General features: G+C 59.2%; 20 protein-coding genes. 13 read left to right on the top strand and 7 right to left on the bottom strand.

Features of this window, described 5'->3' with window-relative positions; all coding sequences use genetic code 11:
* Nucleotides 1–44: 44 nt before the first annotated feature.
* The 4 genes from AB3X55_04530 (at nucleotide 45) to AB3X55_04515 (ending at nucleotide 4,984) form a co-directional block, all read left to right on the top strand.
* Nucleotides 45–1,139, top strand: coding sequence for a BMP family ABC transporter substrate-binding protein (locus AB3X55_04530; GenBank protein ID MEX0502840.1), 1,095 nt, complete (start codon nucleotides 45–47; stop codon nucleotides 1,137–1,139).
* A 144-nt stretch (nucleotides 1,140–1,283) separates the two neighbouring features.
* A complete protein-coding gene (locus tag AB3X55_04525; GenBank protein MEX0502839.1) occupies nucleotides 1,284–2,252 on the top strand; it encodes a 2-hydroxyacid dehydrogenase in 969 nt (322 codons plus the stop codon).
* On the top strand, nucleotides 2,249–3,529 hold the full coding sequence (locus AB3X55_04520) for a glycerate kinase (GenBank protein MEX0502838.1): 1,281 nt from the start codon (nucleotides 2,249–2,251) through the stop codon (nucleotides 3,527–3,529). Before AB3X55_04525 ends, AB3X55_04520 begins: the two co-directional genes overlap by 4 nt.
* On the top strand, nucleotides 3,530–4,984 hold the full coding sequence (locus AB3X55_04515; protein ID MEX0502837.1) for an aspartate aminotransferase family protein: 1,455 nt from the start codon (nucleotides 3,530–3,532) through the stop codon (nucleotides 4,982–4,984). It begins immediately after the preceding gene.
* 137 nt (nucleotides 4,985–5,121) lie between these two features.
* Here the strand turns inward: AB3X55_04515 and aceA are convergent, their stop codons facing one another.
* Nucleotides 5,122–6,462 (bottom strand): isocitrate lyase, encoded by a 1,341-nt coding sequence (aceA, locus tag AB3X55_04510; protein ID MEX0502836.1) that lies wholly within the window; start codon nucleotides 6,460–6,462, stop codon nucleotides 5,122–5,124.
* A gap of 215 nt (nucleotides 6,463–6,677) precedes the next feature.
* Between aceA and AB3X55_04505 the strand changes: the two genes are divergently transcribed.
* The 3 genes from AB3X55_04505 to AB3X55_04495 all read left to right on the top strand — a co-directional run bounded on the left by AB3X55_04505 (nucleotide 6,678) and on the right by AB3X55_04495 (nucleotide 10,201).
* Nucleotides 6,678–8,099: a short-chain fatty acyl-CoA regulator family protein gene (locus AB3X55_04505; GenBank protein MEX0502835.1), complete on the top strand. Its 1,422-nt coding sequence runs from the start codon at nucleotides 6,678–6,680 to the stop codon at nucleotides 8,097–8,099.
* Between the two features lie 173 nt (nucleotides 8,100–8,272).
* A complete protein-coding gene (gene mgtE / locus AB3X55_04500; GenBank protein MEX0502834.1) occupies nucleotides 8,273–9,715 on the top strand; it encodes a magnesium transporter in 1,443 nt (480 codons plus the stop codon).
* A 66-nt stretch (nucleotides 9,716–9,781) separates the two neighbouring features.
* On the top strand, nucleotides 9,782–10,201 hold the full coding sequence (locus AB3X55_04495; protein ID MEX0502833.1) for a DUF1489 family protein: 420 nt from the start codon (nucleotides 9,782–9,784) through the stop codon (nucleotides 10,199–10,201).
* Between the two features lie 45 nt (nucleotides 10,202–10,246).
* On the opposite strand, the gene AB3X55_04490 is transcribed toward AB3X55_04495, so the two are convergent.
* From AB3X55_04490 to AB3X55_04470, 5 genes are all read right to left on the bottom strand, one after another.
* Nucleotides 10,247–10,456 carry an AMP nucleosidase gene (locus tag AB3X55_04490; GenBank protein MEX0502832.1) on the bottom strand — a complete coding sequence of 70 codons (210 nt, stop codon included), beginning with the start codon at nucleotides 10,454–10,456 and terminating at the stop codon, nucleotides 10,247–10,249.
* Between the two features lie 139 nt (nucleotides 10,457–10,595).
* The gene (locus AB3X55_04485; protein ID MEX0502831.1) at nucleotides 10,596–11,096 is read right to left on the bottom strand and encodes a thermonuclease family protein; all 501 of its coding nucleotides are present in this window, start codon (nucleotides 11,094–11,096) and stop codon (nucleotides 10,596–10,598) included.
* Between the two features lie 120 nt (nucleotides 11,097–11,216).
* Nucleotides 11,217–12,509, bottom strand: a complete 1,293-nt coding sequence (locus AB3X55_04480; protein ID MEX0502830.1) for an MFS transporter — start codon at nucleotides 12,507–12,509, stop codon at nucleotides 11,217–11,219.
* A gap of 205 nt (nucleotides 12,510–12,714) precedes the next feature.
* Nucleotides 12,715–15,654, bottom strand: coding sequence for a bifunctional [glutamine synthetase] adenylyltransferase/[glutamine synthetase]-adenylyl-L-tyrosine phosphorylase (locus AB3X55_04475; protein ID MEX0502829.1), 2,940 nt, complete (start codon nucleotides 15,652–15,654; stop codon nucleotides 12,715–12,717).
* A 133-nt stretch (nucleotides 15,655–15,787) separates the two neighbouring features.
* Nucleotides 15,788–17,200, bottom strand: coding sequence for an MATE family efflux transporter (locus AB3X55_04470; GenBank protein MEX0502828.1), 1,413 nt, complete (start codon nucleotides 17,198–17,200; stop codon nucleotides 15,788–15,790).
* Between the two features lie 129 nt (nucleotides 17,201–17,329).
* Between AB3X55_04470 and AB3X55_04465 the strand changes: the two genes are divergently transcribed.
* The 6 genes from AB3X55_04465 to AB3X55_04440 all read left to right on the top strand — a co-directional run bounded on the left by AB3X55_04465 (nucleotide 17,330) and on the right by AB3X55_04440 (nucleotide 24,606).
* Nucleotides 17,330–18,145: an RlmE family RNA methyltransferase gene (locus AB3X55_04465; GenBank protein MEX0502827.1), complete on the top strand. Its 816-nt coding sequence runs from the start codon at nucleotides 17,330–17,332 to the stop codon at nucleotides 18,143–18,145.
* 103 nt (nucleotides 18,146–18,248) lie between these two features.
* Entirely contained in the window at nucleotides 18,249–19,718 is a 1,470-nt protein-coding gene (guaB, locus tag AB3X55_04460) for an IMP dehydrogenase (protein MEX0502826.1), read from the top strand.
* A 21-nt stretch (nucleotides 19,719–19,739) separates the two neighbouring features.
* On the top strand, nucleotides 19,740–21,050 hold the full coding sequence (locus AB3X55_04455) for an RsmB/NOP family class I SAM-dependent RNA methyltransferase (protein ID MEX0502825.1): 1,311 nt from the start codon (nucleotides 19,740–19,742) through the stop codon (nucleotides 21,048–21,050).
* Nucleotides 21,051–21,122: 72 nt separating this feature from the next.
* Entirely contained in the window at nucleotides 21,123–22,682 is a 1,560-nt protein-coding gene (gene guaA, locus AB3X55_04450) for a glutamine-hydrolyzing GMP synthase (protein ID MEX0502824.1), read from the top strand.
* 153 nt (nucleotides 22,683–22,835) lie between these two features.
* The gene (locus AB3X55_04445) at nucleotides 22,836–24,140 is read left to right on the top strand and encodes a tyrosine-type recombinase/integrase (protein MEX0502823.1); all 1,305 of its coding nucleotides are present in this window, start codon (nucleotides 22,836–22,838) and stop codon (nucleotides 24,138–24,140) included.
* Nucleotides 24,141–24,174: 34 nt separating this feature from the next.
* Nucleotides 24,175–24,606 carry a VOC family protein gene (locus AB3X55_04440; GenBank protein MEX0502822.1) on the top strand — a complete coding sequence of 144 codons (432 nt, stop codon included), beginning with the start codon at nucleotides 24,175–24,177 and terminating at the stop codon, nucleotides 24,604–24,606.
* Nucleotides 24,607–25,101: 495 nt separating this feature from the next.
* Here the strand turns inward: AB3X55_04440 and AB3X55_04435 are convergent, their stop codons facing one another.
* Nucleotides 25,102–25,302: a hypothetical protein gene (locus AB3X55_04435; GenBank protein MEX0502821.1), complete on the bottom strand. Its 201-nt coding sequence runs from the start codon at nucleotides 25,300–25,302 to the stop codon at nucleotides 25,102–25,104.
* Nucleotides 25,303–25,323: the final 21 nt, after the last annotated feature.

Here is a 25,323-nt window from a genome sequence, read left to right as displayed (position 1 = left end):
TCTCCATACCTAAAGCCATGAACTGGTCAACAAAGGAGTGAAACATGAAACATTTATTGAAGGGCATTGCGGTTGGTCTGGCCGCGCTTGCCGTATCGACAGGTGCGGCGATGGCGGAACCGTTGAAGGTCGGGTTCCTGTATCTGACCAATCCGGGTGACCATGGATGGACATATGCCCACGAGGTGGCGCGCAAGGAAGTTCAGGCGCATTTCGGTGACAAGATCGAGACGACATTTGTCGAGAATGTTCCAGAAGGTCCGGACGCCGAGCGCGTGGTTCGCGAACTGGCGCGTCAGGGCAACAAGGTCATCTTCGGCACCTCGTTCGGCTATATGGACCCGATGCTGAAGGTCTCGAAGGATTTTCCCGATGTGAAATTCGAGCATATCACCGGCTACAAGCGCTCCTCCAACATGGCGACCGGTAACATCCGGTTCTATGAGGGCCGCTACGTTCAGGGAATCGTTGCCGGCATGATGACGAAGACGAACAAGATCGGCTATATCGCGCCGTTTCCGATCCCCGAGGCCTATCAGGGCCTGAATGCATTTGCCATCGGCATGCGCGAGGCCAATCCTGATGCCGAGATCATGGTCATCTGGGCGAACACCTGGGCCGACCCGGTCAAGGAAGCCGACGCGGCAAAGGTTCTTGTCGCGCAGGGTGCTGATGTGATGGCACAGCATACCGATACGCCGGCGATGCTGCAGACGGCCGAGAAGGCGGGTATCCACGGCTTTGGTCAGGCCAGCGACATGAAGGCCTTTGCGCCGAATGCGCAGCTGTTTTCGTCGGTCAACAACTGGGCGCCTTACTATATCGAGAAGATCCAGCAGGTTCTTGACGGCTCCTGGTCGACTGGCGAGGGTCCGGACCACTGGGCTGGCAACACATGGAAGGGCATGGCTGACGACTATCTCGTCCTGACACCGTTCGAGAACATGCCGGCAGACGTCAGGGCGGCAGCCGAAAAGGCCGCTGCCAAGATCGAGGGTGGCTACAACATCTTCACCGGCCCGATCAAGGACAACAAGGGCAACGTAGTGATCAAGGCTGGCGACGCGCTGAATGATGGCACGCTGTGGAGCGACATCTTCTTCTATGCCGAGGGTATCCTTGGCGAAATGCCGGGCTGATCACCCCACATTGCAACAAAATCCGGGGAGGGCATCGCCTTGGCGGTGCCCTTCTGCTATTCAGGCTGAGGCTGTTGGCGGGTGCCTGGCCGACGCGCAACGCCGTACCGTGGTGTCTCTGCAACCCAGCAAGGTGATGGACCTATGACCAGACCAAGTATTTTTGTGACACGACGTTGGCCACAGGCCGCCGAAGAGGCGCTTGCCGAGCATTTCGACGTCACCTTCAACAAGGATGACGCGCCGCTGTCCCAGGCCGCGCTTGCCGAGGGGTTCGCCACCCATGACATCGCCGCGCCGACCGTATCGGACAGGATCGATGCCGACATCATCAATGCCGGTGCGGCAGGAACATGCCGGATGATCGCGAATTACGGCGTCGGGGTGAACCATATCGACCTTGGCGCGGCGGCGGCGCATGACATTCCGGTATCGAACACGCCCGGCGTGCTGACCGATGCCACCGCCGATCTGACATTGACGCTGATGCTCATGCTGTGCCGCCGCGCCGGCGAGGGCGAACGCGAAGTGCGGGCCGGCGCGTGGGCCGGCTGGCGCCCGACCCATCTTGTTGGCCAGTCGATGACAGGCAAGCGCCTTGGGATCATCGGCATGGGCCGGATCGGCAGGGCTGTTGCCCATCGGGCGCATTTTGGATTTGGCATGGAGGTCGGCTTCTACAACCGCTCGGCGATTGCTGATGGGGGCGGCGTTGACGGCACGCAGTATGACAGTGTGACCGCCCTGTGTGCCGCCAGCGATTTCGTCAGCCTGCATTGCGCGGCGACGCCGGACACCTTTCAGATCCTCGATGCGGCGGCGCTGGCCGCGATGTCACCCGATGCCTATCTCGTCAATACGGCGCGTGGTGATGTTGTCGACGAGGCGGCACTTGTCGCGGCGCTGGAACAGGGGCGTATCGCCGGGGCCGGCCTCGACGTCTATCAGGGCGAGCCTGCGATCAATCCTGCCATTCTTGCCGCCCCGCATACGGTTCTGCTGCCGCATCTGGGATCGGCAACGCGCGAAGCCCGTGTCGCCATGGGGATGAAGGTTGTGGCGAATGCCCGTGCCTTTGCCGCCGGTGACCCGCTTCCTGATCCGGTGGGATGATGCCGGTATCGGCATGGAAGGAACTGGTGCGCGGAGCCTTTGACGCGGCCTTGGTGGCTGGCCACCCGGCGGCCGTGACTCTTGCCGCGATGCGCCGTCTTGAAACCCCGCCAACGGCTGTCATCGCCATTGGCAAGGCTGGTGCCAGCATGGCCGGCGCGGTTCGCGAGGCCGGCTGCAAGGCACCGGGGCTGATTGTCACCACCGATGAAAGCCATGCCGAAATTGACGGCATGCAGACATTCGCCAGCGCACATCCGGTCCCTGATGCACGCGGCCTTGTCGCCAGCGCCGCCGTCACAGAGCTTGTCACTTCACTTGGCGAAGATGATCATCTGCTGCTTCTGATCAGTGGTGGCGGGTCGGCGCTGTTGCCGGCGCCGGCCAATGGGCTTGGTCTTGCCGACAAGCAGGCCCTGAATGAAGCGCTTCTTGCCAGTGGACTGGATATTCACGACATGAATGCGGTGCGGCGTCTGTTTTCATCGCTGAAAGGCGGCCGTCTGGCGCGTCTTGCCGCGCCGGCGCGGATCACCCAGTTTCTGTTGTCGGATGTGCCCGGCGACAGGTTGGAATCGATTGCCAGCGGCCCCGCCATCGCCGATCCCGTGCCGCTTGAAGACACGCTTGGGCTGGTAGCTGAACAGGGGCTGGACAGGCTTGACGTCGTGCGGGCGGGACTGGCCCTGATCAGGGATGGCAATGCCGACCTGCCTGTCCGGCCCGGCGACCCGGTGATGGCAAATGTCACCTCGCATCTGCTGGCCAGCAATGATCTCTGCCGGGCCGCGGCGCGGGCCGCGCTGTCCGGCGGTATGACAGGTCTGCATGAACTTGACCTGCCACCGCTGGTCGGCGAGGCGGCGGCGTGCGCCAGAACGCTGGCGGATCGACTGGCCGCTGCCGCTGCCGATACCGGGTCCGGTGTGTGGGGTGTCACCGGCGGCGAGACAACGGTTCAGCTTGGCGATGGTGGCGGTATGGGAGGGCGCGCCCAGGAAATGGGGGTGGCATTTGCCAGCGCCATGCATCAGCTGGCCCCGCGACGGCAATGGGCAGCGCTGATCGCTGGCACCGACGGGCGCGATGGGCCAACCGATGCCGCGGGGGCCTTGATCACCTCTGAACATGGCTTTGACATGGATGCGGCGGCCACCGCGCTGGCGAGGCATGACAGCCATCCATTCCTTGAATCGTGCCATGCATTGCTGCGCGTCGCGCCGACCGGCACCAATCTTGGTGATATTGCGATATTCATTGTTGCTGGGGAGGCCTGAATGAAAAATCGTGATCTGGAATATTGGGGACGCCGCGCCGCCACATGGTCAGCCGACTATCTTGACACGCTTGCCGACAGGCCGGTGCGGCCCCCGACACGGCCAGGCGAGGTGATGGCAAGACTGCCCGCAGAGCCGCCTGTTCAGGGCGAAGCTGTTGAAGATGTGTTCGCCGATTTCGAATCGATCGTCGTTCCGCATGTTACGAACTGGCAACATCCTCGGTTTTTTGCCTATTTCCCGGCGAATAGCAGCCCACCCTCGATTCTTGCGGAATGGCTGACGGCGACGATGGCGGCAAATTGTATGCTCTGGCAGACCTCGCCGGCCGGCACCGAAATGGAAATTCATGTCCTTGACTGGCTCCGTCAGATGACCGGGATTGGCGACGGATGGCACGGCATCATCCAGACCGGGGCCGGCATGGCGACCCTGTCGGCCATTCTGACGGCACGCGAAAAGGCGCTCGACTGGGCCGGCAAGGAACAGGGCCTGTCAGGACAGCCGGTTTTGCGGGTCTACACCACAGATCAGGCGCATTCCTCGGTGGAAAAGGCGGTGTTCCTGTCCGGGATCGGGCGGGACAATCTGGTCACCGTGGCGACCGATGATGACGGCGCGATGGATCCCGATGCGTTGCGCGGCGCCATTGCCGCCGACCGCGCGTCTGGATTTGTACCCTGCGCGCTGTGCTGTGTGATCGGGGGGACCGGCGTCGGTGCCAGCGACAGGCTGGACAGCATCCTGCCTGTTGCCCGCCAGGAGGGGCTGTTCTCGCATGTCGATGCGGCATGGGCCGGATCGGCGCTGATCTGTCCGGAATTCCGCGATATCGCCAGCGGCATCGAGCTTGCCGACTCGCTGGTCATGAACCCCCATAAATGGCTGATGACGAATTTTGACTGTTCGGCGCATTTCATCAGGTCGGTCGAGGATTTCCAGAAGACGATGTCGATCACACCGGCCTATCTGGTGACGCAGGATGCCGAGGGGCTGACCGACTATTCACAGCTGACGCTGGAACTCGGGCGGCGCTTCCGGGCGCTGAAGCTATGGTTTGTAATCCGCTGTTATGGCGTATCCGGGCTGCAGGACATTATCCGCAATCATGTCGCCTGGACCGATGATCTGGCGGCAAGGATTGGAGCCACACCGGGGTTTGAAATCACCAGCGCGCCGCGGCTGGGGCTGTTCAGTTTCAGGATCAGACCGGACGGGATGGATGACGGGGCGGCGCTGGATGCGGCGAACGCCAGGCTTGTCGATGCGGTGAATGGTGACGGCACCCTGTATCTGACCCAGACCGTGCATCGCGGCCATTATGTGATCCGGATCAGCATTGGCGCAACGGCAACCACGCCAGCCGATATCGACATCGCCTATGACCGGATTGTCGCGCTTGCCAGACCGATCCTTGATCCGGCTGGTGGCGATCCGGCTGGTGGCGCAGCCTGAGCCGGGCCGAAAAAAGGGGGCCGGACGACAAAGCAAGAAACCCGTCCGGCCCCCGGCTGCTGATTGGTGCTAAATGGTGCGCTGCTCCCCCAAGCCCGCTGCCAGTGCCAGTCGCCCCAACCAGCTGCAGGTAAAGTCTATTCCGCGGCGATGCTGTCCTCGCCGGCGGTGAATTGCGCTTCCTCGGTCGAGTCGGCCATCGCGGTGGTCGCCGACTGGCCGCCCTTGACGGCAACCGAGATCGCATCGAACCAGCCGGCACCGACCTCGCGCTGGTGGCGGGTGGCGGTGTAGCCTGATTCCTCGGCCTCGAACTCGGCATTCTGCAGTTCGCAATAGGCCTCCATGCCACGGTCGCGATAGCCGCTTGCCAGCTGGAACATCGAGAAATTCATGGAATGGAAGCCGGCCAGGGTGATGAACTGGTACTTGTAGCTCATAGCCCCGATCTCGCGCTGGAAGCGCGCGATGTCATCGGGCGACAGGTTGGCCGACCAGTTGAAGCTTGGCGAACAGTTATAGGCCAGCATCTTGTTCGGGAATCTGCTGTGGATGGCGTCGGCGAAACGTTTCGCCTGCTCAAGATTGGGGGTAGAGGTTTCCATCCACAGCAGATCTGCATATTCGGCAAAGGCCAGTCCGCGGACGACACAGCGCTCGAACGAATCCTTGGGATCGAGACGGAAGAAGCCTTCTTCGGTGCGCTCGCCGGTCAGGAACGGGCGGTCGCGCTCGTCAACATCCGAGGTAATCAGCTTCGCGCTCTCGGCATCGGTTCTGGCAACGATCAGGGTCGGCACGCCTGCCGTGTCGGCGGCAAGCCGCGCGGCGTTCAGGTTGGCGATATGCTGTTGCACGGGAATCAGCACCTTGCCACCCATGTGGCCGCATTTCTTTTCCGAAGCCAGCTGATCCTCGAAATGTACGCCGGCGGCGCCGGCCTCGATATAGTTGCGGGTCAGTTCAAAGGCGTTCAGCGCACCACCAAAGCCGGCTTCGGCATCGGCAACGATGGGGGCGAACCAGTCGATATCCCCATCTCCTTCAAGCTTCTGGATCTGATCGGCGCGTTGCAATGTCCGATTGATCTTGCGCGCCAGTTCAGGGCCGGAATTGGCCGGGTAGAGCGATTGGTCGGGATACATGCCGCCAGCCGTGTTGGCGTCCGCCGCCACCTGCCAGCCCGACAGATAGATGGCCTTCAGCCCGGCGCGCACCATCTGCATTGCCTGGTTGCCGGTCATCGCGCCAAGCGAATGGACATAATCCTCGGTATGAAGCAGGTTCCACAGCTTGTTGGCGCCGTTTCGCGCCAGCGTATATTCGATCGGCACCGATCCGGACAGCCGTTCCACATCCGCCATGCTGTAATCGCGCTTGATACCGTCGAAACGGTTGGATGCGGCGCCGGTGCGGGTTTCGAAGGTGTCGGCTGATGTGCGTGCCCCTGTTTCAGGTGCCTCTGCTCTAGGTGCCATTTTGTCTCTCCATTCTCTGCATGCCATTTTTCTGCATGCCATTCGCTGCGTAACCATGCCCGTATGGACATGATGCGGTCTGTCTATCGCAGGGAAGGTTTGGAGCCGAGGAAAAAAGTGCAAATATGAAAATAGTAAAAACTTTACATTTTCACTTTACAAATTTACCTTTGACCGAAGTTACCAATCAGCACCATCCGAGGTGAGAGGGCGCGATGCAGGAGAAAATCCTTGTCGGGCATAAGCTGCGCCGGTTTCGACAATCGGCTGGTCTGTCGCAGACGGCGATGGCCGAGGCGCTTGATATCAGCCCGTCCTATCTGAACCTGCTGGAACACAACCAGCGGCCACTGACGGTCAGCCTGCTGCTGAAGCTTGGCAATTCATTCGATATCGACCTGAAGAGCTTTGCCGAGGATGACAGCCCTGCGCTGTTGACCGACCTTGCCGAGGTGTTTGCCGATCCCCTGTTGTCCGCAGAGCGGGTGTCGCGGCGTGAGCTGCAGGATCTGGTGACAGCCGCGCCATCCGCCGCGCGCGGAATGCTGAGCCTGTTTCAGGCCTACCGCAAGGTCAGGGACCAGCTTGAAATATCATCCGGCGACGGGCGTCAGGACGGTGGCGGCAACAGCCCGGTGGAACAGGTCCGCGCCGTTCTTCAGCAGGCCAACAATTATTTTGCCGATCTCGAGACGGCTGCTGAAACCTGCCGTGCCGACATTCTCGGCAAGGAGGCGGACCCTGGCATGCTGCTTGAACGGCTGACCCTGCATGTGCGTGATCAGCTTGGTCTTCGGGTGCGGGTGATCCCGGCAGCGGTGATGGGAACACAGCTTCGCCGCTATGATCAGCACCGCCGCGAAATACTTGTCAGCGAGGCGCTTCGACGCCCGCAGCGGGTGTTCCACCTGCTTGTGCAGACAGCGCTGATTGAACAGACCGAGCTGATCGCCTCCCTGTGTGACAGCTATGATGTCAATGATGACTCCGCGCGGTCATTGTTCCGCACCACGCTGGCCGGCTATTTTGCCGCCGCGGTGATGATGCCCTATGAGTCGTTTCTGGAATCGGCGCGTGAACTGCGTCACGATCTCGATCTTCTGGGGCGGCGCTTTGGCGCAAGTTTCGAGCAGGTCTGCCATCGTCTGACGAGCCTGAACGCCCCGAACGCCCGCGGCATTCCCTTTTTCTTCATCCGGGTTGACGATGCCGGCAACATTTCCAAGCGGCTTGCCGCCGGGGGGATGCAATTTGCCAAGAATGGCGGCACCTGTCCGCGCTGGGATGTTCACAAGGCCTTCAGAACCCCGGACAGGATGCTGTTTCAGGCTGCCGAACTGCCAAATGGACAGAAATTCTTTACCATTGCGCGAACCGTGCCGCGCCCCTGGGCACCGCCTGGTGAATCGCCGCCTGAATTCGCTGTTGCGCTTGGTTGTGAAATCCATCATGCGAGGGATCTTGCCTATGCCGATGAATTTGACGCCGCGCGCCGCCGCCTGCTGGAGCCGATTGGCATCGGCTGCGCCGTGTGCGAGCGCATGGACTGCGCCCAGCGGGCGCATCCCCCGGTTGGTCATGAGATGAAATTTGATGGCCATTCGCGGCGCGTCGGGCTGTATGATCTGGACAGTTAGGCCCGTCAGCCTCGCGATGCGGTAATTTTCTTTCAAAAATATCGCTGATACCCCTCGCGCAACAATATTTCAAGAACGCCCCGCGCATTGCCATTTGAGGGGGATCTGCTAATCTTCACGCCGCTGGAAACCCGACAGAACCGTGGTTCTGCGAACAGGGAAAGACAGGGTGTATGGCATCCGAAAATTCACCACATACCCCGCCTCATGCCGAGCCAGTCGAGGCTGTGCATGCAGCTGATCGCCGCGATGACGGCGACAGGCTTGCTGCGCTGTACGGGCTGACACCAAAGGTCGAATCGGCAATTGTCGCGGCGATTACCAGCGGTGCCGAGGATCGGGCGCGCGCACTCGTCGCGCCATTGCACCCGGCGGATCAGGCAGATCTTCTGGAACGCTTGCCAGCGCCGCAGGCGGCGGCTCTTGTGCGCACGCTCGGCGACGGGCTGGATGCGGAAACACTGGCGTTTCTTGACGAAAGCACGCGGGACGAGATTGTCGATGTGATGGGTGTCGCGGCGCTGGCGCGTCAGCTTCCCTCTCTTGATACCGATGATGCCGTCAACATCATTGAAGAGCTTGAGCAGGACGAGATTGAGGATGTTCTGGCGGCGCTGCCGGCCGAAGACCGGGTGCTTGTCGAGGAAGGCCTTGCCTATCCCGAGGATTCCGCTGGCCGGATGATGCAGCGCGAGATCGTGACCGTGCCATCTTTCTGGACAGTGGGCCAGACCATCGATTTCCTGCGAAGCTCGCCATTCGGTGACACGGATTTCTATCTGATCTTCGTCGTTGACCCGGCCCGGAGCCCGATTGGCGAGATCAGCCTTGGCAAGCTTCTATGTACCCCGCGCCCGCGCCGCGTCGGGGAAATCATGCAGGGTGATTTTCGCAAGATCCCGGCTGATATGGACCAGGAGGAAGTGGCAATTCTGTTCCGGCGCTATGGCATGGTCAGCGCGCCGGTGGTCGACGAGCATGGCCGGTTGATCGGCGTCATCACCATTGATGATGTGATTGGCGTCATCGACGAGGAGGCCGAGGAGGATCTGATGGCGCTGGCCGGTGTCGGCGAGGCGAATGTCCGGTCCAGCCTGTGGGAAACCCTGCAGGGCCGCACGTCATGGCTGCTGATCAATCTGCTGACGGCGATTGTGGCATCGGCTGTGATCGGCCTGTTTGACGCCACCATCGAACGTCTTGTCGCGTTGGCCGTGTTGATGCCGATCGTGGCCTCGATGGGCGGCAATGCCGGCACACAGACAGTGACGGTTGCGGTTCGCGCGCTTGCTTTGCGCCAGATTGACCGTGATGCGGCGGCTAGCTTTGTCAAACGCGAGCTTGGCGTGGCGGTGTTGAATGGCATTGTCTTTGCCGTTCTGGCGGCCAGCATTTCCTTTCTGTGGTTCCGGGATCAGGATATCGCCGTTGTGATGGCGGTCGCGATGTTCGCCAACCTTGTTGTCGCCGGTCTCAGTGGCACCCTGGTGCCGCTTGGCCTTGTGCGGATCGGTGTCGACCCGGCGGTGGCTTCCAGTGTTTTCATCACGACAATCACCGATGTTGTCGGTTTTTTCGTGTTTCTGGGCCTCGCCGCCCTATATTTAATCCCATAACGCATCTTGTCCCGAAACAATGTTGCCGTCGGCAGACGGCTGTTTGCTGTGCGAGGGTGATCCGGCATGACCGTGCATCTGAAGAAATTGTCCGTTGGATCGGAGTCACTCGCCAGCCTGCGCCAATGGCAGCAGATGCGCCTTGATGCCGGCCAGGAGTTGATGCATGTCACCCGCAACACGCCGCGCCGCGCCGAAGATGTGCTGGCCGGTGGCAGCATGTTCTGGGTGATCAAGGGTGTGATGTGCGCCCGCCAGCCGATCCGCGAGCTGCGAAGCATGCAACGTGCCGACGGCAAGCCGGCATGCGGCATCGTGCTGGCACCCGAACTTGTCGCGGTTGAACCGATGCGGGTGCGGATTTTCCAGGGGTGGCGGTATCTTGAAATCAAGGACGCGCCGGCCGACCTGCCGGTAACCGATGAAGGCGACGAAACCATGCCACCCGAACTGGTGGCCGAGCTTCGCGAGCTTGGTCTTCTCTAGCCGGTCATGTGCCGGATGGGCCTTGGCGGCTGGATGCCGGTCGGGCTAGTTGGCTTCCTTGGCGAAGGTGACAGCAAACATCGGGTTGCCGTCAAACAGCACTTCACGCTTCGGGCCGTTCATCCGCTCAAACCGCTGCAGGCTGATTGGGCCGACCATGCGATAGCCTTCCGAGGCCAGATTGCGGCGGTGGAATTCAAGCGCCGCAGCTTCGAAACTTTCGGCAATGATGGTGATACGGTCGTCGTCGCTCATGGCTGTCCTCTTGGTGGAGTCTGTTTCCACGCGCCGAATATGGCAGAGCGAAACAGATTTGTCAGTCTCTTTGTCTTTGTCTTTGTCTTTGTCATTTTGTTTGTCGGTCGACCTGCTGTCACGGTGGTGGCAGGGTTCATCAGTTTTTTCGCCGCCAGTCCCATGGTGTCTCGAACGACCCTGCCCACAGCCCACGGGCATTTTCGCGCGCGGTGGCTTCGGTGGCGACATAATCCATACTGTATTGCCGATAGGCAAGGGCAAGGCCCCTGGCAACAAGATGTTCGGCGATATCGACGGCGCCGGCATGACAGCGCATGATCAATCTGCCATAGCGGTCAACATCCATCAGAACACAGCGCAGAGGCGCCTTCGTCGCAATTTCCACCATCGCATCACGGGCGGCCTTCCCACAGGGCCAGCTTGCGCCGGTCGCCGCGATGCAGTTCTGTTTGAGTTCCGGTGCATCGATGCCATGAAGCCGAATCTTCAGGCGGCCACTTCGCAGGGAGTCACCATCGCTGACGCGGGTGACGCTGACCTCACCCTGAAGGGAGAAGGGGCTGTCGCTGGCCGCCACAGCCTGAAGGGATGCCTGCAGGAAAAGACAGAATGTGAGTACCGGAACCAGAAATTTCATAAGCGAAATCTAATGTATTTGGTCTCTGTCATCCAGACATAAAACCAGATTCCGCATGCCTGCGCGTCCTGCCTATGGATGATCGAAAAGGATCGTGCCGACAGCGTCAGTCGGAAGGGATCAGTCGATATAGGGGTTGTCGCGAAACGGATCGTCGTCTTCGGTGGCTTCATCCTCGCCGGAAATCCATTCGGTCTCGGGGTTCAGCGTCGCGGCAATGGCGCTGGAGGATTCCGGAATGGCGACGAACGGACCCTGCGCCTGATTTGGTACGGCGGCGCGGCGGGTCATCCGGAACAGCGCAAAGCCGGCAACCATCAGCTGGATGATCGCCACCAGAATGAAGAAACTGGCCACGCCGAAATATTCCAGCGACAGCGCGGCAAGCGGCGATCCCAGAACGGCACCGGCGCCATTGATCATGACCAGGCCCGATGCCGCGGCCACCATCTGGCTTGGCGTCAGAAAATCATTGGCATGCGCGATACACAGCGAATAGAGCGGGAACAGTGATCCACCATAGGCAAGCATGCAGAGAAGAAGCAGCGCAAAGTCCGCGCGCCCGAACAGCCCCGCCAGCGCCGCTGCCGCGCCGCCCATAAGGGCAACGCAGAGGATCACCATCCGGCGGTCGAACCTGTCAGACAGCCGTCCAACGGGATATTGCAACAGCAGCGCACCGACAACCGGCGCCGTCATGAAATAGCCGACCTCGGCATTGTTCAGTCCGATCGACAGCGCGTACACAGCGCCCATACCGAACAGAATCGATATGGCAACCCCGTTGATGCCAAGCCCGACAACAGCCAGCGGCGAGACTTGCATCAGACGTCGCAAGCTCATTCTTTCGGGTTCTTCAAAGGCTGGCGCAGAACCGACTGACAACAGCACCGGCACAACGGCAACCGACACCAGTACCGAGGCCAGAAGGAACAGCCCGATACTGTCTTCGCCGCCAATACCGATCAGCAACTGGCCTGCCCCCAGCCCGCCCATCGAGACAATCATGTAGAGTGACAGCATCTGGCCACGGGTCTCGTTGGTTGATTTGTTGTTCAGCCAGCTTTCGCAGACAATATACATGCCGGCAAAGCAGAACCCGGTGACGATACGCATCAGCGCCCAGACCAGCGGATTGACCAGCGCGGCAACCACCAGAACCGCGGCCGAGGCAAGCGCCGCCATGGCACCGAAAACGCGAACATGGCCAACATTGTCAAGCATCCGTGGCACCAGAATCGAGCCAAAGAAAATGCCCAGGAAATAACCGGCCATCACAAAGCCTGTCGTGACCTTGGAAAAGCCGGCTCCGGTCGCCTCGGTGCCGAGCAGAACGATCTGCAGCCCGTTGCCGGACATGATCAGCAACAGGCCGAAAAACAGCGTCCAGGATGCTAAGGCGGATCTCAGCATGGCGGATCAACAGGTCCCCGTTCGGTTTCGGGTCACGATTTCACTCTTGCCCGACAACAATTTCAAAAATGTGATGGAATGTCACTAAACGGCCGCGCCGCTTGCGCCTTCTTTGCGACCAAAAACCGGCTCCGTCTGTTCAAAAAATTCCGAAAACAGGTCGTTTTGGCGACAGAGGGGCAAATTCTTTCGCACCCCGGTGGTTTCAGCTCGTCGGCGGTGGAAAAAGCCTGTCAAACAAATCGTCAACCTGCGCCTGATGGGCTGCAATATGTCCCTGCAATGCCTCGATGTCCGGACTGTCGCAGGCGGCGCAGATAAACTGCCGTGCCGCCGGCGACAGCAGGCCCGGATCCATTGCGCTGGTCCCAAGGACGAGCCGCAACGCATGCTGAAGATCGGCATAGAGATTGTCGGCGGCGGCAAGCGCATCGGCATCGTCAGCCGCAAGCCTGCCGGAGTCGACGAGGCGTGGCAGCAGCATGCCCACCGGTGCCACATCGTTGCCGAACAGGTCCGCATGCAGGAACCGCAGAGCCTGCATCAGCAGGTCAAGTTCGCTGATCCCGCCAGGTTGTTTTCGAAGCTGCCATCTGTCGGCATCACCGTAATTGGCGCGCAGGCGGCGTCGCATGTCGTGCAGCGACTCGGCAATGGCATCCTTTGGCAATGCGGTGGTGCGGGGCGCTGCGAGGCTGTCGATGATGGCGGTGCCGCATGTTGCCGCCGGTGTCACCAGCCGCGTCTTGCCAAGTGCCAGCTTTTCCCACAGCCAGGCTTCCTGCGCGTAATAGTCCGTGAACCGCACCAGCGACGTTGCCACCGCCGATTGCTCGCCATTTGGACGAAGCCGCAGATCGATGGTGAACAGCTTGCCTTCGCCTGTGGCACCGGCAAGCCAGTTTGCCAGTGTCTGCGCCAGTCTGGTGAAATAGCTGCTGGCACCAAGGCTTCGTTTGCCATCCCCGATGCCGGTCGACTGTTCGCCGTCCGGGGCGTCCCAGACAAAGACCAGATCAAGGTCGGAGGTCGCGGTCAGATCGCCGACACCAAGACGGCCCATCGCCAGAACGCCCAGATCGCCTTTGATGGTGCCGTGGCGTCGCCGCATGTCGGTGATGGCAAGATCCCTGATGACCCGGATGGCGGCCTCGGCGATGCCGGCGAGTGCGGTGCCGAGCGCGCGTCTGTCGGCAACGCCGCTCACATACTGGACTTCGGCACGGAACTGTCGCTCACGGGTGACGCGCGTCACCGTATCCAGCGCCAGCTCGGTCGGCTGGCCGGCGATGGAAAGACGAAGCTCGGCTTCAAGATCATCGGTGGCGGGAAGCGGTTCAAAGAAACTGGCAAACAGCACCAGATCAAACAGCATCGGATGCCGACGCAGCCTGTCGCCAAGGCGCGGGGACAGAACAAGGATGTCGCCCAGAAGTCTGGTCAGGTCGCGGTTGTGATCAAGCAGTGAGAAAATCTGCACGCTGGCTGGCAGACCTTCCACGAAACCGGCAAAGGCGGCAAAGGCAGCGTCGGGGTCCTGGGCACCGGAAAGATGCGATATCATCGGCGGCATGATCCGCGACAGCAGACTGCGCGCGCGCTCGCCGCGGGTGGCGGCAATTCTGCCGGCCATCCAGCCATCCAGAACGGCGGCAATGTCGGCGGGCCGCTGAAAGCCGTGCGAACCAAGCCAGCTGGCAAGCTGATCCTCATCATCGAACAGCGGCGCGTCGGCGGTGCTGTCCGTGGCGGTTGCCGTCATGCCTTCAGGCAGCTCGTCATCCGGCTCGGCAAACAGACGGTGTGACGTGTTGGTTGCAACCTGATCAAGAATGCGGCTCAGCGCGGCAAGGAAATCATCGGCACTTTCATGGCCCATGAACCGCGCCGCCTCTTCGATGCCGGCCCTGGTTCTTGGCAATGAATGGGTCTGTGCATCGCCCATCATCTGCAACCGATGTTCGGTGCGGCGAAGCGCCAGATACAGCGTGCCAAGCTGGTCGCACTGGTCCTGTTCAATCCAGTTTTCGGCAGCCAGTTCCCGAAGCGCCGGCAATGTGCTGCCGACGCGAAGTGCCGGGCACCGGCCGCCACCGACAAGCTGCAGCACATGGGTCAGGAATTCGATGCTGCGAATGCCGTTCGGCCCCGTCTTCAGATTATAGCCTTCCCATCCGAGTCCGGCAGCCGGGCGTCGCAGCATCATCTTCATGTCGTCCATCACCGTATAGTCAAGCGTCCGACGCCAGATGAACGGGTTGATCTCGGCCAGGAAGTCGGTGCCCATGGCACTGTCGCCGGCAATTGGCCGCGCCCGGATGAAGGCGGCGCGTTCCCATGTACGGGCGATGGATTCATAATAGCCGATCGCGGCTTCGCGCTGGATGCTGACAGCGGTCGCCCCGGGGTCGGGACGAAGCCGCAGATCGACCCGCCAGCCGATGCCGTCACGGGTCGCGGTCGACAGCAGCCGGACCAGTCCGCGTGCCATCTCGACATAGAATCGCTGGCTTTTCTCAGGCCTGGACAGCGGGTTGTCCACAGGGTCATGAAGCAGCACAAGATCGATATCCGAGGAATAGTTCAGCTCACCGGCCCCAAGCTTGCCAAGCGCCAGCACGGTCCAGCCGCACCCCGCACCGCCACCGGTCGCGGCGCTGGCGTCGTCGGTAAGATGACCCCGGCGGCCGGCTTCCCTGAACAGATAGGAAACGGCGCTTTGCACAGCGGCGTCGGCGGCCTCGCTCAGCCACCGCATCTGGGTTTCGATGTCATGCAAATCCGTCATGTCGGCAAGCGCCACACACAACGCGCTTCGCTGACGAAGGCGGCGCAGCGCGGCCATCATCTGCGCTTCGTCGGCCAGCGTGGCTGCGGCATCGTGGCAGCCGGCAATTGCCTTGCCCATTTCGGCCTCGCCATCACCGGACAGCACCGCGGTGACAAGATCGGGATGCGCGCGGGCCAATGTCTGAAGATGCCGGGAATGTGCCAGAATGGCAGCAAGCTGTGCGGGCTGGAATGCGCCGTCGGGCATCACGTCACGGGCCCATTCGATCAGCTCCGGCAGAATGGCGGCGTGATCGGCAAGCGGCAATGCGGGGCCTGTAACCGGCAACAGGGGTGTCGGGATCGCTGTCATCATCGCCAGCATACCCAAAGCAGGGCAAAGGGCACAATATCACCGCGCATAAGGACCACTGCTCATGGGGCCAGACCGGCCTGCCGCCACGCTGCGCGTGCCCGACCCTGCCTGTGGCCATATGGTTGGCGACATCTCAGGCGCTCAGAATGGTGCCGCCATCGCGCACCCGCCGCATCGCGCGATACATGCGCAGGCTCAGCAGCAACGCGGCCACCGTCAGCCCCAGCGCCAGCCCGCCCCATACGCCAGTCGGCCCCAACCCGAAAGTGAACCCGAACACCGCGCCGGCGCCAACACCGGTAATCCAGAAACTGGCAATGGCAATTGTACCCGGCATGCGGGTGTCGTTCAGGCCGCGCAGAATGGACATGGCGATGGCCTGCAGCCCGTCCGGCACCTGGAACAGCGCCGTCAGCAGCATCATCGGCACCGCCAGCGCCATTACCTCGGCGAACATGTCGTCACCGCTGTTGAGAAAGATGCCGATCAGCGTTTCAGGCCAGATCAGCAGGATCAGCGTTGTCACAATGGTTGCGCCAATGCCGAGCCAGAAGCTGGCGCTGGCGCTCCGGGACAGATTGATCCGATCGCCGGCACCGGCAAAATGGCCGATGCGGATGGTGCTTGCCTGTGCGATGGCGATTGGCACCATGAAAAACACCGCCGCCAGCTGGTTGCTGATCGCCGCCGCGGCAAGGCCCGCCGTGCTGAACAGTCCGATAAGAAAGGTGATGGCGATGAACATGCCGGCCTCGGCGACAATGGTCAGGCCAATCGGCACACCGATACGCAGCAGCCTGACGGTGATCTGCCAGTCCATCACCCACAGACGCCGAAAGGGGCTGCCGTTCCGGAATGGCGGCACAAGGGCGATATAGGTAACCAGCCCGGCACAGAGCAGCACATAGACAATCGATGTCGCCAACGCCACGCCGGCAAGCCCCATCGCCGGCAGCGGCCCGATTCCGGCCACGAAAGCTTCGTTCAGGGCCACATTGACGCCAAGCGCCAGAAGCACGGCAACGACCTGCGGCAGCGGTCGCTGATGAGAGATAATATATTGTCGCAGAACAAAGGACAGGAACATGAAAGGCATGCCGAAACTGGACCAGATCAGGAACGGTTCACCAATCCGCGCCAGGTCGGGATCCTGTCCGAGTGCGACCAGCACCTCTTCGCCAATGAACAAAAGCGGCACGGCGATCAGGCCAAGGGTGAAGGCAACCGCCATGCCCTGACGAAAGGCACGGCGAACCTGGCGGTCGTCGCCGGACCCGATCCCCTGGGCCACCAGCGGGCCGACAGCAAGCGAAATGCCAAGGGCAAGGAAATAGAGCGGTTGGTAATAGCGCGATGCCAGCGCGCCGGCGGCAAGGCTGACGCTGTCGATACGCCCCATCGCGATGGTGTCGCTTGTCCAGATCCCGATGGTCGCAAGCTGCCCGATGATCAGCGGTGCCGCAAGCCGCGCATTCCATCGCAGATGGCCGCGCCAGCCAATATCTGGCTGACCCCCTGCGGGCCGGCGCGAGTCGGGTTGTTCCATGGTATCCTCTGGAGACCGCCAGTCAGACAGGGCGGAATGCCGAAGTGTCAAAATGCACCCATCTGTGGTATCGCGTAGGATATTGTGGTGCAAGGATTTTGACGGGACAGCCCGTCATGGAAGCGGGATATGCCAAGGAAACCAGCCGGAAAGACATCGACACGCGGGCCATCGGGGCGAAGTTATCGCAACGATACGGGCCTGACCCGCAAGCCGAAAAAGATGCGCGGGCGCAAGCCGTCATCGCAGCGATGGTTGACGCGGCAGCTGAACGACCCCTTTGTGGCGCAGGCGAAATCCCGCGGGTTCAGGTCTCGTGCGGCGCTCAAGCTGGAACAGATCGACGACCGCTATGAAATCCTGAAGCCGGGTATGGCCATTGTTGATCTGGGATGTGCGCCCGGTGGCTGGTTGCAGGTGGCAGCCGACCGGATCCGGCTTGGTACAGGTGATGCCAGGCTTGTCGGGATCGACCTTCTGGAGACGGATGTTCTGGACGGGGTCGATATCTTTGTTGGCGACATGACCGAGTCGGAGATGATCGAGCAGGTGCGCGCCGCTGTCGGTGGCCGGGCGCACGGGGTGATGAGCGACATGGCCGCGGCGACAACGGGTCACCGGCCGACCGACCATCTTCGCACCACGGCGCTTCTCGAGGCGGCACTGGATTTCGCGATCGAGGTTCTGGTCGAGGACGGCTTTTTTGTCGCCAAATGTTTTCGCGGCGGGGCGGAGCGGCGCGTGCTGGAACTTATGCAGCGCAATTTCCATACGGTCCGCCATGTCAAACCGGCGGCAAGTCGGCAGGAATCGGTGGAAAGCTATGTATTGGCCACCGGGTTTCACGGGGCAGGCGGACGCGATGGCGACCTGCCGGATGACGAGCCAGATGACGACTCCGGGATATCTCTTCCGGACATGACAGGCGGCTATTCACCTCTGTGATCGGGTCGATGCAAAATGACTCATTTATCGCCCATTTTGGGGCTACCTTTCTGACCAACCCTCAGATATAGTGGCGCGCCACCGGACAGGCGGAAGGCACCCCATGAATATTCGCGAAGCTTTGACTTTTGATGACGTGCTCCTCGAGCCGTCACGCTCGGCCGTATTACCTGCGGAAACCGATGTGACGGCCAGATTGACACGCGAGATCAATCTTCGGATTCCCTTGCTGTCGGCAGCGATGGACACGGTGACCGAACATCGGCTTGCTATTGCGATGGCACAGGCCGGCGGCATTGGCGTGATTCACAAGAACATGTCGGTAGAGGCCCAGGCCGGGGAAATCGCCCGCGTCAAGAAATATGAAAGCGGGATGGTCGTGAACCCGTTGACGATCACCCCGGATCGCACGCTTGGCGAAGCGCTGGAACTGATGAAAACGCACCAGATCAGTGGGATCCCGGTGGTGGATGGAGATGGCAAGCCGCCGCACCGTCTTGTCGGCATCCTGACCAACCGTGATGTCCGCTTTGCCAGCGACCTCAGCCAGAAGGTCTGGGATCTGATGACCCGCGAGGTGATCACCGTCGGCGAGGGTGCGACCCAGGAGGATGCGAAGCGGCTGTTGCATGAACATCGGATCGAAAAGCTGGTCGTTGTCGATGGCAAGTCGCGGTGCATCGGGTTGATCACCGTCAAGGATATCGAAAAGGCCCGCAACCATCCGATGGCGGCAAAAGATGCCGCCGGGCGGCTTCTGGTCGCCGCCGCCACCGGCGCCGGGCCGGATGGTGCGGCGCGTGCCGAAGCGTTGATTGACGCCGGTGTTGATGTCGTTGTGGTCGACACGGCGCATGGCCATTCCGAAGGTGTGCTGGCAGCCGTCAGCGCGATCCGCAAGATGGCGAACGAAGTGCAGGTGATTGGTGGCAATGTTGCCACCGGCGACGGCGCGCGGGCGCTGATCGATGCCGGGGCCGATGCCGTCAAGGTGGGAATCGGTCCGGGGTCGATCTGCACGACCCGTATGGTTGCCGGTGTCGGGGTGCCACAGCTGACAGCCATCATGGATGCCGCCGAGGCCAGCCATGCTGCCGGCGTGCCGGTGATCGCCGATGGCGGGATCAAATATTCCGGCGACCTTGCCAAGGCGCTTGCCGCCGGCGGCGACTGTGCCATGGTTGGCTCGCTTCTTGCCGGTACCGATGAAACTCCCGGCGAGGTCTATCTTCACCAGGGACGGTCCTACAAGGCCTATCGCGGCATGGGGTCGACCGGCGCCATGGCGCGCGGTTCGGCGGACCGCTATTTCCAGGCCGAGGTGTCGCAGCCGCTGAAGCTTGTGCCCGAGGGCATCGAGGGCCAGGTACCCTACAAGGGCCCGGTGGAAAACGTTCTTCATCAGCTTCTTGGTGGGGTGCGCGCGGCGATGGGATATACCGGCAATGCGACGATTGCCGAGTTTCAGGCAAATGCCAAATTCCTGCGGATTACCGGTGCCGGGTTGACCGAATCCCATGTTCATGACGTGACGATCACCCGTGAAGAGCCGAATTATCGGCCGCGTGTCTGAGTTTCCGGAGCAGCTTTTCACATGACCCCTGCAGCCCGCATTGCTGCCGTTATCGAGATCCTGTCCGACGCCGCTGAAGGCGCGCCGGCAGGGTCGGTCCTGCGCCGGGGATTGCAGCAACGTCGATATGCCGGGTCCGGCGACAGACAGGCCATCAGCGCGCTGTTCTGGACCGTGCATCGCGCGTTGGCGCGGCTTGGCTGGCATCTGGAACGACTGGGTCATGAGGCAAGTTTCCGGGCGCGTGTGATTGCCGCGCTGCGGCTTGTCGATGAACTTGACCCGGCAACGCTGACATCGCGGTTCGGCGGCGAGGACAAGCATGCGCCGCCGGCGCTGTCCGAGGCGGAACAGGGCCTGCTTGCAGCCCTCGACGGGTCGGTGCTTGACGATCCCGCGATGCCGACGGCAACGCGCCTTGAATGGCCGGAGGCGCTTCTTGCCGACGCGGCGGCGGCGCTGGGTGATGCGGCCGAGAGCGAGCTGGCGGCGATGCGTGGTGAGGCCGGAACCGACATCCGGATCAATCCCCTGAAGCTTGATGACCGGCGACGGCTTCGCGACAGGCTTGCCGGGCGCGGCCTGAAATGTCACCCGACCCGGCTGTCGCCACTCGGCATCAGAATGGAAAAACGGGTGCGGGTGGAAGACAGCCCGGAATTCCGAAACGGTCTGTTCGAAATTCAGGATGAAGCCTCGCAGATTGCCGCGCTTCTATGCGATGCCCAGCCAGGCATGCAGGTGGCCGATATTTGCGCCGGCGCTGCCGGCAAATCGCTGGTGATGGCGGCCGCGATGCAGAACCGGGGCCGGATCGTGGCTCTGGACAGTGATCCTGTGCGGCTTGAGCGCGGTGGGGCGCGGATCAGGCGGGCTGGGATCCACAATATCGAGCGGGTGACGGTGCCTGCCGACTGGGGCACGAAACGGTATCGCGGCAAGTTCGACCGGGTTGTCATCGACGCCCCCTGCAGCGGGTCCGGCACCTGGCGGCGCGCTGTCGACGCCAGATGGCGGTGCGATGCTGACGGTCTGGCCGCACTTCATCGCGAACAGGCGGCGCTTCTTGACCGGGGGCGGGCCATGGTGGCCCCGGGAGGACGGATTGTCTATATCACCTGCTCGCTGTTCCGCAGCGAGGGCGAGGCGCAGATCGAACGGCTTCTTGCCGAGGCGCCCGAGCTGGAAATGGCCGATATTCCGGCAATCTGGCAGGATGTGATCGGTGATGATGCCTGTCCGCCGGTGAATGACGGGATGTTGCGGCTGTTGCCGGGGCGTGACGGGACCGATGGATTCTTTCTGGCCGTATTGCAGGCAAAGCGGCGATAATGACCGGCGTGCAAGGGTGCCGGCGGCTCCAAATCTGATGAATGAAAATCTGATCAACGACAGGACAGGCCCATGAATGATCCGGTGAATGACAGCGTGCTGATTATCGATTTTGGCTCGCAGGTGACCCAGCTGATTGCGCGTCGCCTTCGCGAGGCCGGTGTCTATACCGAAATTCTGCCCTGTACGGTTGATCCGGCCCGGATTACCGCCGCCGCGCCGCGCGGCATCATCCTGTCCGGTGGTCCGAATTCGGTGGCGATGGCGGATACGCCGCGCGCCCCGCAGACGGTGTTTGACCTTGGCGTTCCGGTGCTTGGCATCTGCTATGGTCAGCAGACAATGTGCCAGCAGCTTGGCGGCAGGGTTGAACCCGGCACAAGCCGCGAATTTGGACGTGCCACGCTGACCATTTCCGACGATTGCCAGCTGTTTGACGGGTTGTGGCCGGCCGGCGCGGCGCGCACCGTCTGGATGAGTCATGGTGACCATGTTGCCGCCCTGCCGCCGGGCTTTCGTGTTGTTGCGACGTCCGAGGGGGCCCCCTATGCCGCGGTGGCGGATGATGATCGCCGTCTCTATGGCGTGCAGTTTCATCCCGAAGTCGTGCATACCGAGGACGGCGCGGCGCTGCTGTCGCGTTTTGCGCTTGGCGTGTGCGGCTGTTCGGGAAGCTGGTCGATGACGGCCTATCGTGCCCGCGCCATCGAGGCGATCCGCGCACAGGTCGGTGATGGCAGGGTGATCTGCGGGCTGTCCGGCGGGGTGGATTCCTCGGTTGCGGCGGTGCTGATCCATGAGGCGATCGGCGATCAGCTGACATGTGTCTTTGTCGATCACGGATTGTTGCGCGCCGGCGAAGCGGAAGAGGTGGTGGCGCTGTTCGGCGGCCACTACAATATTCCGCTGATCCATCGTGATGTCGCCGATCTGTTTCTTGGCCGACTTGACGGTGTGTCCGACCCCGAGGCCAAGCGAAAGATCATCGGCGCCAGTTTCATCGAGGTGTTCGAGGAAGAGGCGAGCCGCATCGAGGGCGCCGGGTTCCTGGCTCAGGGAACGCTGTATCCCGACGTTATCGAGAGCATTTCGGCCGCCGGCGGTGATGCCGTTACCATCAAGTCGCACCATAATGTCGGCGGGCTGCCGGAGCATATGAAGCTTGAGTTGGTCGAACCGCTGCGCGAGCTGTTCAAGGACGAGGTGCGCGAACTCGGACGCGAACTTGGTCTGCCTGAAACGCTTGTCGGGCGGCATCCGTTTCCGGGGCCGGGTCTGGCCATCCGCGTGCCGGGCGAGATCACCGCTGAGAAGCTGGATATTCTGCGCGCCGCCGATCTGGTCTATCTAGACGAGATCCGCAAGGCCGGTCTGTATGACGAGATCTGGCAGGCTTTTGCGGTGCTGCTGCCGGTGCGCACCGTCGGGGTGATGGGGGATGCCAGATCCTATGAATATGTCTGCGCGCTGCGCGCCGTGACCTCCAGCGACGGCATGACCGCCGACAGCTATCCGTTCAGCCATGACTTCCTGGCCCGCACCGCGACCCGCATCGTGAACGAGGTCAAGGGAGTCAACCGCGTGGTCTATGACGTGACATCAAAGCCGCCGGGGACGATTGAGTGGGAGTAAGTTCTCTCCTTTTAAAAATAACTAAAATATTGAATTATAATGATTTTTTATAAAATAAATTAGTTTCAAACTTGTTTCAAAGTCCTTGACTTTACTGGATTTCTGGTGGATTCTTTCAAAGAAAGTTTCAAAGATTGAGGATTATTGAACTCAATGAGTTCTAAAGACGAACAAGGTAGAGATATGCACGGCGATCTCCGTATCGGCGAAGTTCCACCTCGTTCAACTCACGCAAATGGACTTACGAGTAAGTTCTACACAGAAGAACACGATGTTTGTGATGGAGCAGTGAAACTTATTCGCACCAAGCAATCGGGTGAAGTCTGGCAGATGCGTTGTTGGATACACGCAGAAAAGAAATACCTTAAAAAGTCTCTACGAACTAAATCGTTGGAAGAGGCGAAAGAGAAGGCACGACAAATCTACTACGCAACGATGGGTAAGATAGATACAGGGCAAAAAATCTTTACCATCACAGCAAGTGATTTGGTTGAGAAATATACCCAATATCAGCAAGACAGAGTGGATGGTGGTTTTATCACCGCAGGGCGATTAGTCACCATCAAAACCCAACTCAAACACTTCCTTGACTTTGTTGGTGCAGATCGCAAGTTGGATACGATTACACGAGATAGATACAAGGACTACTATCTGTTTAGACGCAAACATCACCCTAAGGTAAGAGATGTCACTCTGGTTAACGAGAGGGCAACTTTGGGGCATATGTATAAGTTTGCGTTGGAAAGAGGTTTCATCAACCAAGACAGATTACCTGTTTGGAGTGAAATTAAACGCATCAATGTGGATAGCAGAACATCATTCACAAGGGATGATTACAGAACTCTCTATTCATATCTTAACAATTACACCAAAAAGATCACTGACGAGAGAGAACTCTACTATCGTCAATTGGTAAGGGATTTCATCCTTATCCTTTCCAACACTGGACTTCGTTTTGGCGAGGCAAGATTTCTCAAGTGGAACTGCGTTGAAGTTAAAAAGGGTGAAAACAAATACCCTAATGTCCAAATAAGAGTTGAGGCAGAAACCTCAAAGGTAGGAAAAACTAGAACAGCAATTGGTATGCGAGGCGATTTCTTCAAACGCATAAAATCATACTCAAAACACACCCACCAGATGGATTATGTGTTCGCAGATGTTGATACAGGGCAACCAGTGGCACGGAAACTTCTATACAAAATTTGGAAAATGATAATGAAAGAAAGTGGTTTGGTAGATAGTCCAAACGACTATTCCTATTATTGTCTTCGTCACACCTTTGCGACATACCGATTGCAGTTCGGTAGAGTTGATATTCGCACTCTGGCAAAGGTTATGGGTTGTTCTGTTCGTTTCATTGAACAGCATTACGATAGTGCAAAAGTTGAAAATATGATGGATTACATTACGAGAGATGTTGAGAGAGATGACGCATTTAGTGATGTTGTTTTAACTTAAATACTTTTAACCTCTTATTTGAATTGGAATAGTTATGAAATTAAGAAAAAAAGATCCTTGGAAACCTGCTAGTGAATACTCTAAGGATTTATCAGGTTTAACCATAAATTTATTAGTTGAGGACATTGAACGTTCAATACATTTTTTACAAAAAATTATTGATGCTAAAATTATATACCAAGATCCTGATTTTGCAGCAATAGAAGGGTTTGGAAGTAGATGGTGTATCCATTCATATCATACTTATGATTCTCACCCGTATATAAATATTATAAAAAATTCTAAACAGAAAGGATTAGGAATAGAATTAAGAGTTTTAGGTTGTGATCCTGACAAGGCAGAAGAAAGAGCAAGAAAAGAAAATTATGTTATTTTATCTAATTCAATGAATAAACCTCATGGTATGAGAGAATGTTACATACTTGACGATAATGGATTCTGCTGGGTGCCATCAATTTTAGTCTAAATTTTATAAAATTACCAACCATTGGTTCTTGACCAACTGTCCAGAATCGTCCCGTTTTCTAAAACATAGTTAGTCATACAACCAACCTAACATATCTGTGGAAGTTAGTATTGGAGTTATAGATTAGAAAACTGTTGTCAGTTTTAGGGGGTAGGTGTTGTCATTACATCTGTTCTGGACTACCCCAAATCACCCAAAACCATAAAAATAAAAACATAATAAAAGCAGTGGTTTAGAAAAATCCTAATTCCAGTTCAAATGAAGGGTAATAACAACACCCTGTTTTGAGGTGAATCTAGAGGTTCATCATAGACTGCAGAGTGTTTCTTCGTTTCCTCTGAGCAGTAATCTCCTGCATCTTTCTGTCACGAACCATCTTCAGTCCTTCATTTACCATTGAGTTGATACTGGTGGTGGCAGCGTCCAGTTGTTTCACCTTCAGACAATCCATCCAAAGGTCGTAGTCAATTCTTGCGGCATAATCGTGAGTTATCTTCATTTAAGTCCTTTCTGATTCCTATCCATCTGAGCGTTTTGTTCACCCAGCAGCAATGTCTGTTGAGAAATCTCACCAAACATCTTCACCAGCACCTTCCGTGCGGCAATCTCATCTTTTGATTTGATGTATTCGTTACCGAGCGTGACGAGTTTCTTACCCGATGCGTCTATGCGTTGTTTGAGTTGATGTATGTCCATACCTCTGTTCCTTTCAGAGGT

Source organism: Alphaproteobacteria bacterium LSUCC0719, from assembly GCA_040839025.1.
In the GTDB taxonomy this organism is placed as follows: domain Bacteria; phylum Pseudomonadota; class Alphaproteobacteria; order Puniceispirillales; family Puniceispirillaceae; genus UBA8309.
This window is presented reverse-complemented; position numbering and strand designations above follow the sequence as displayed.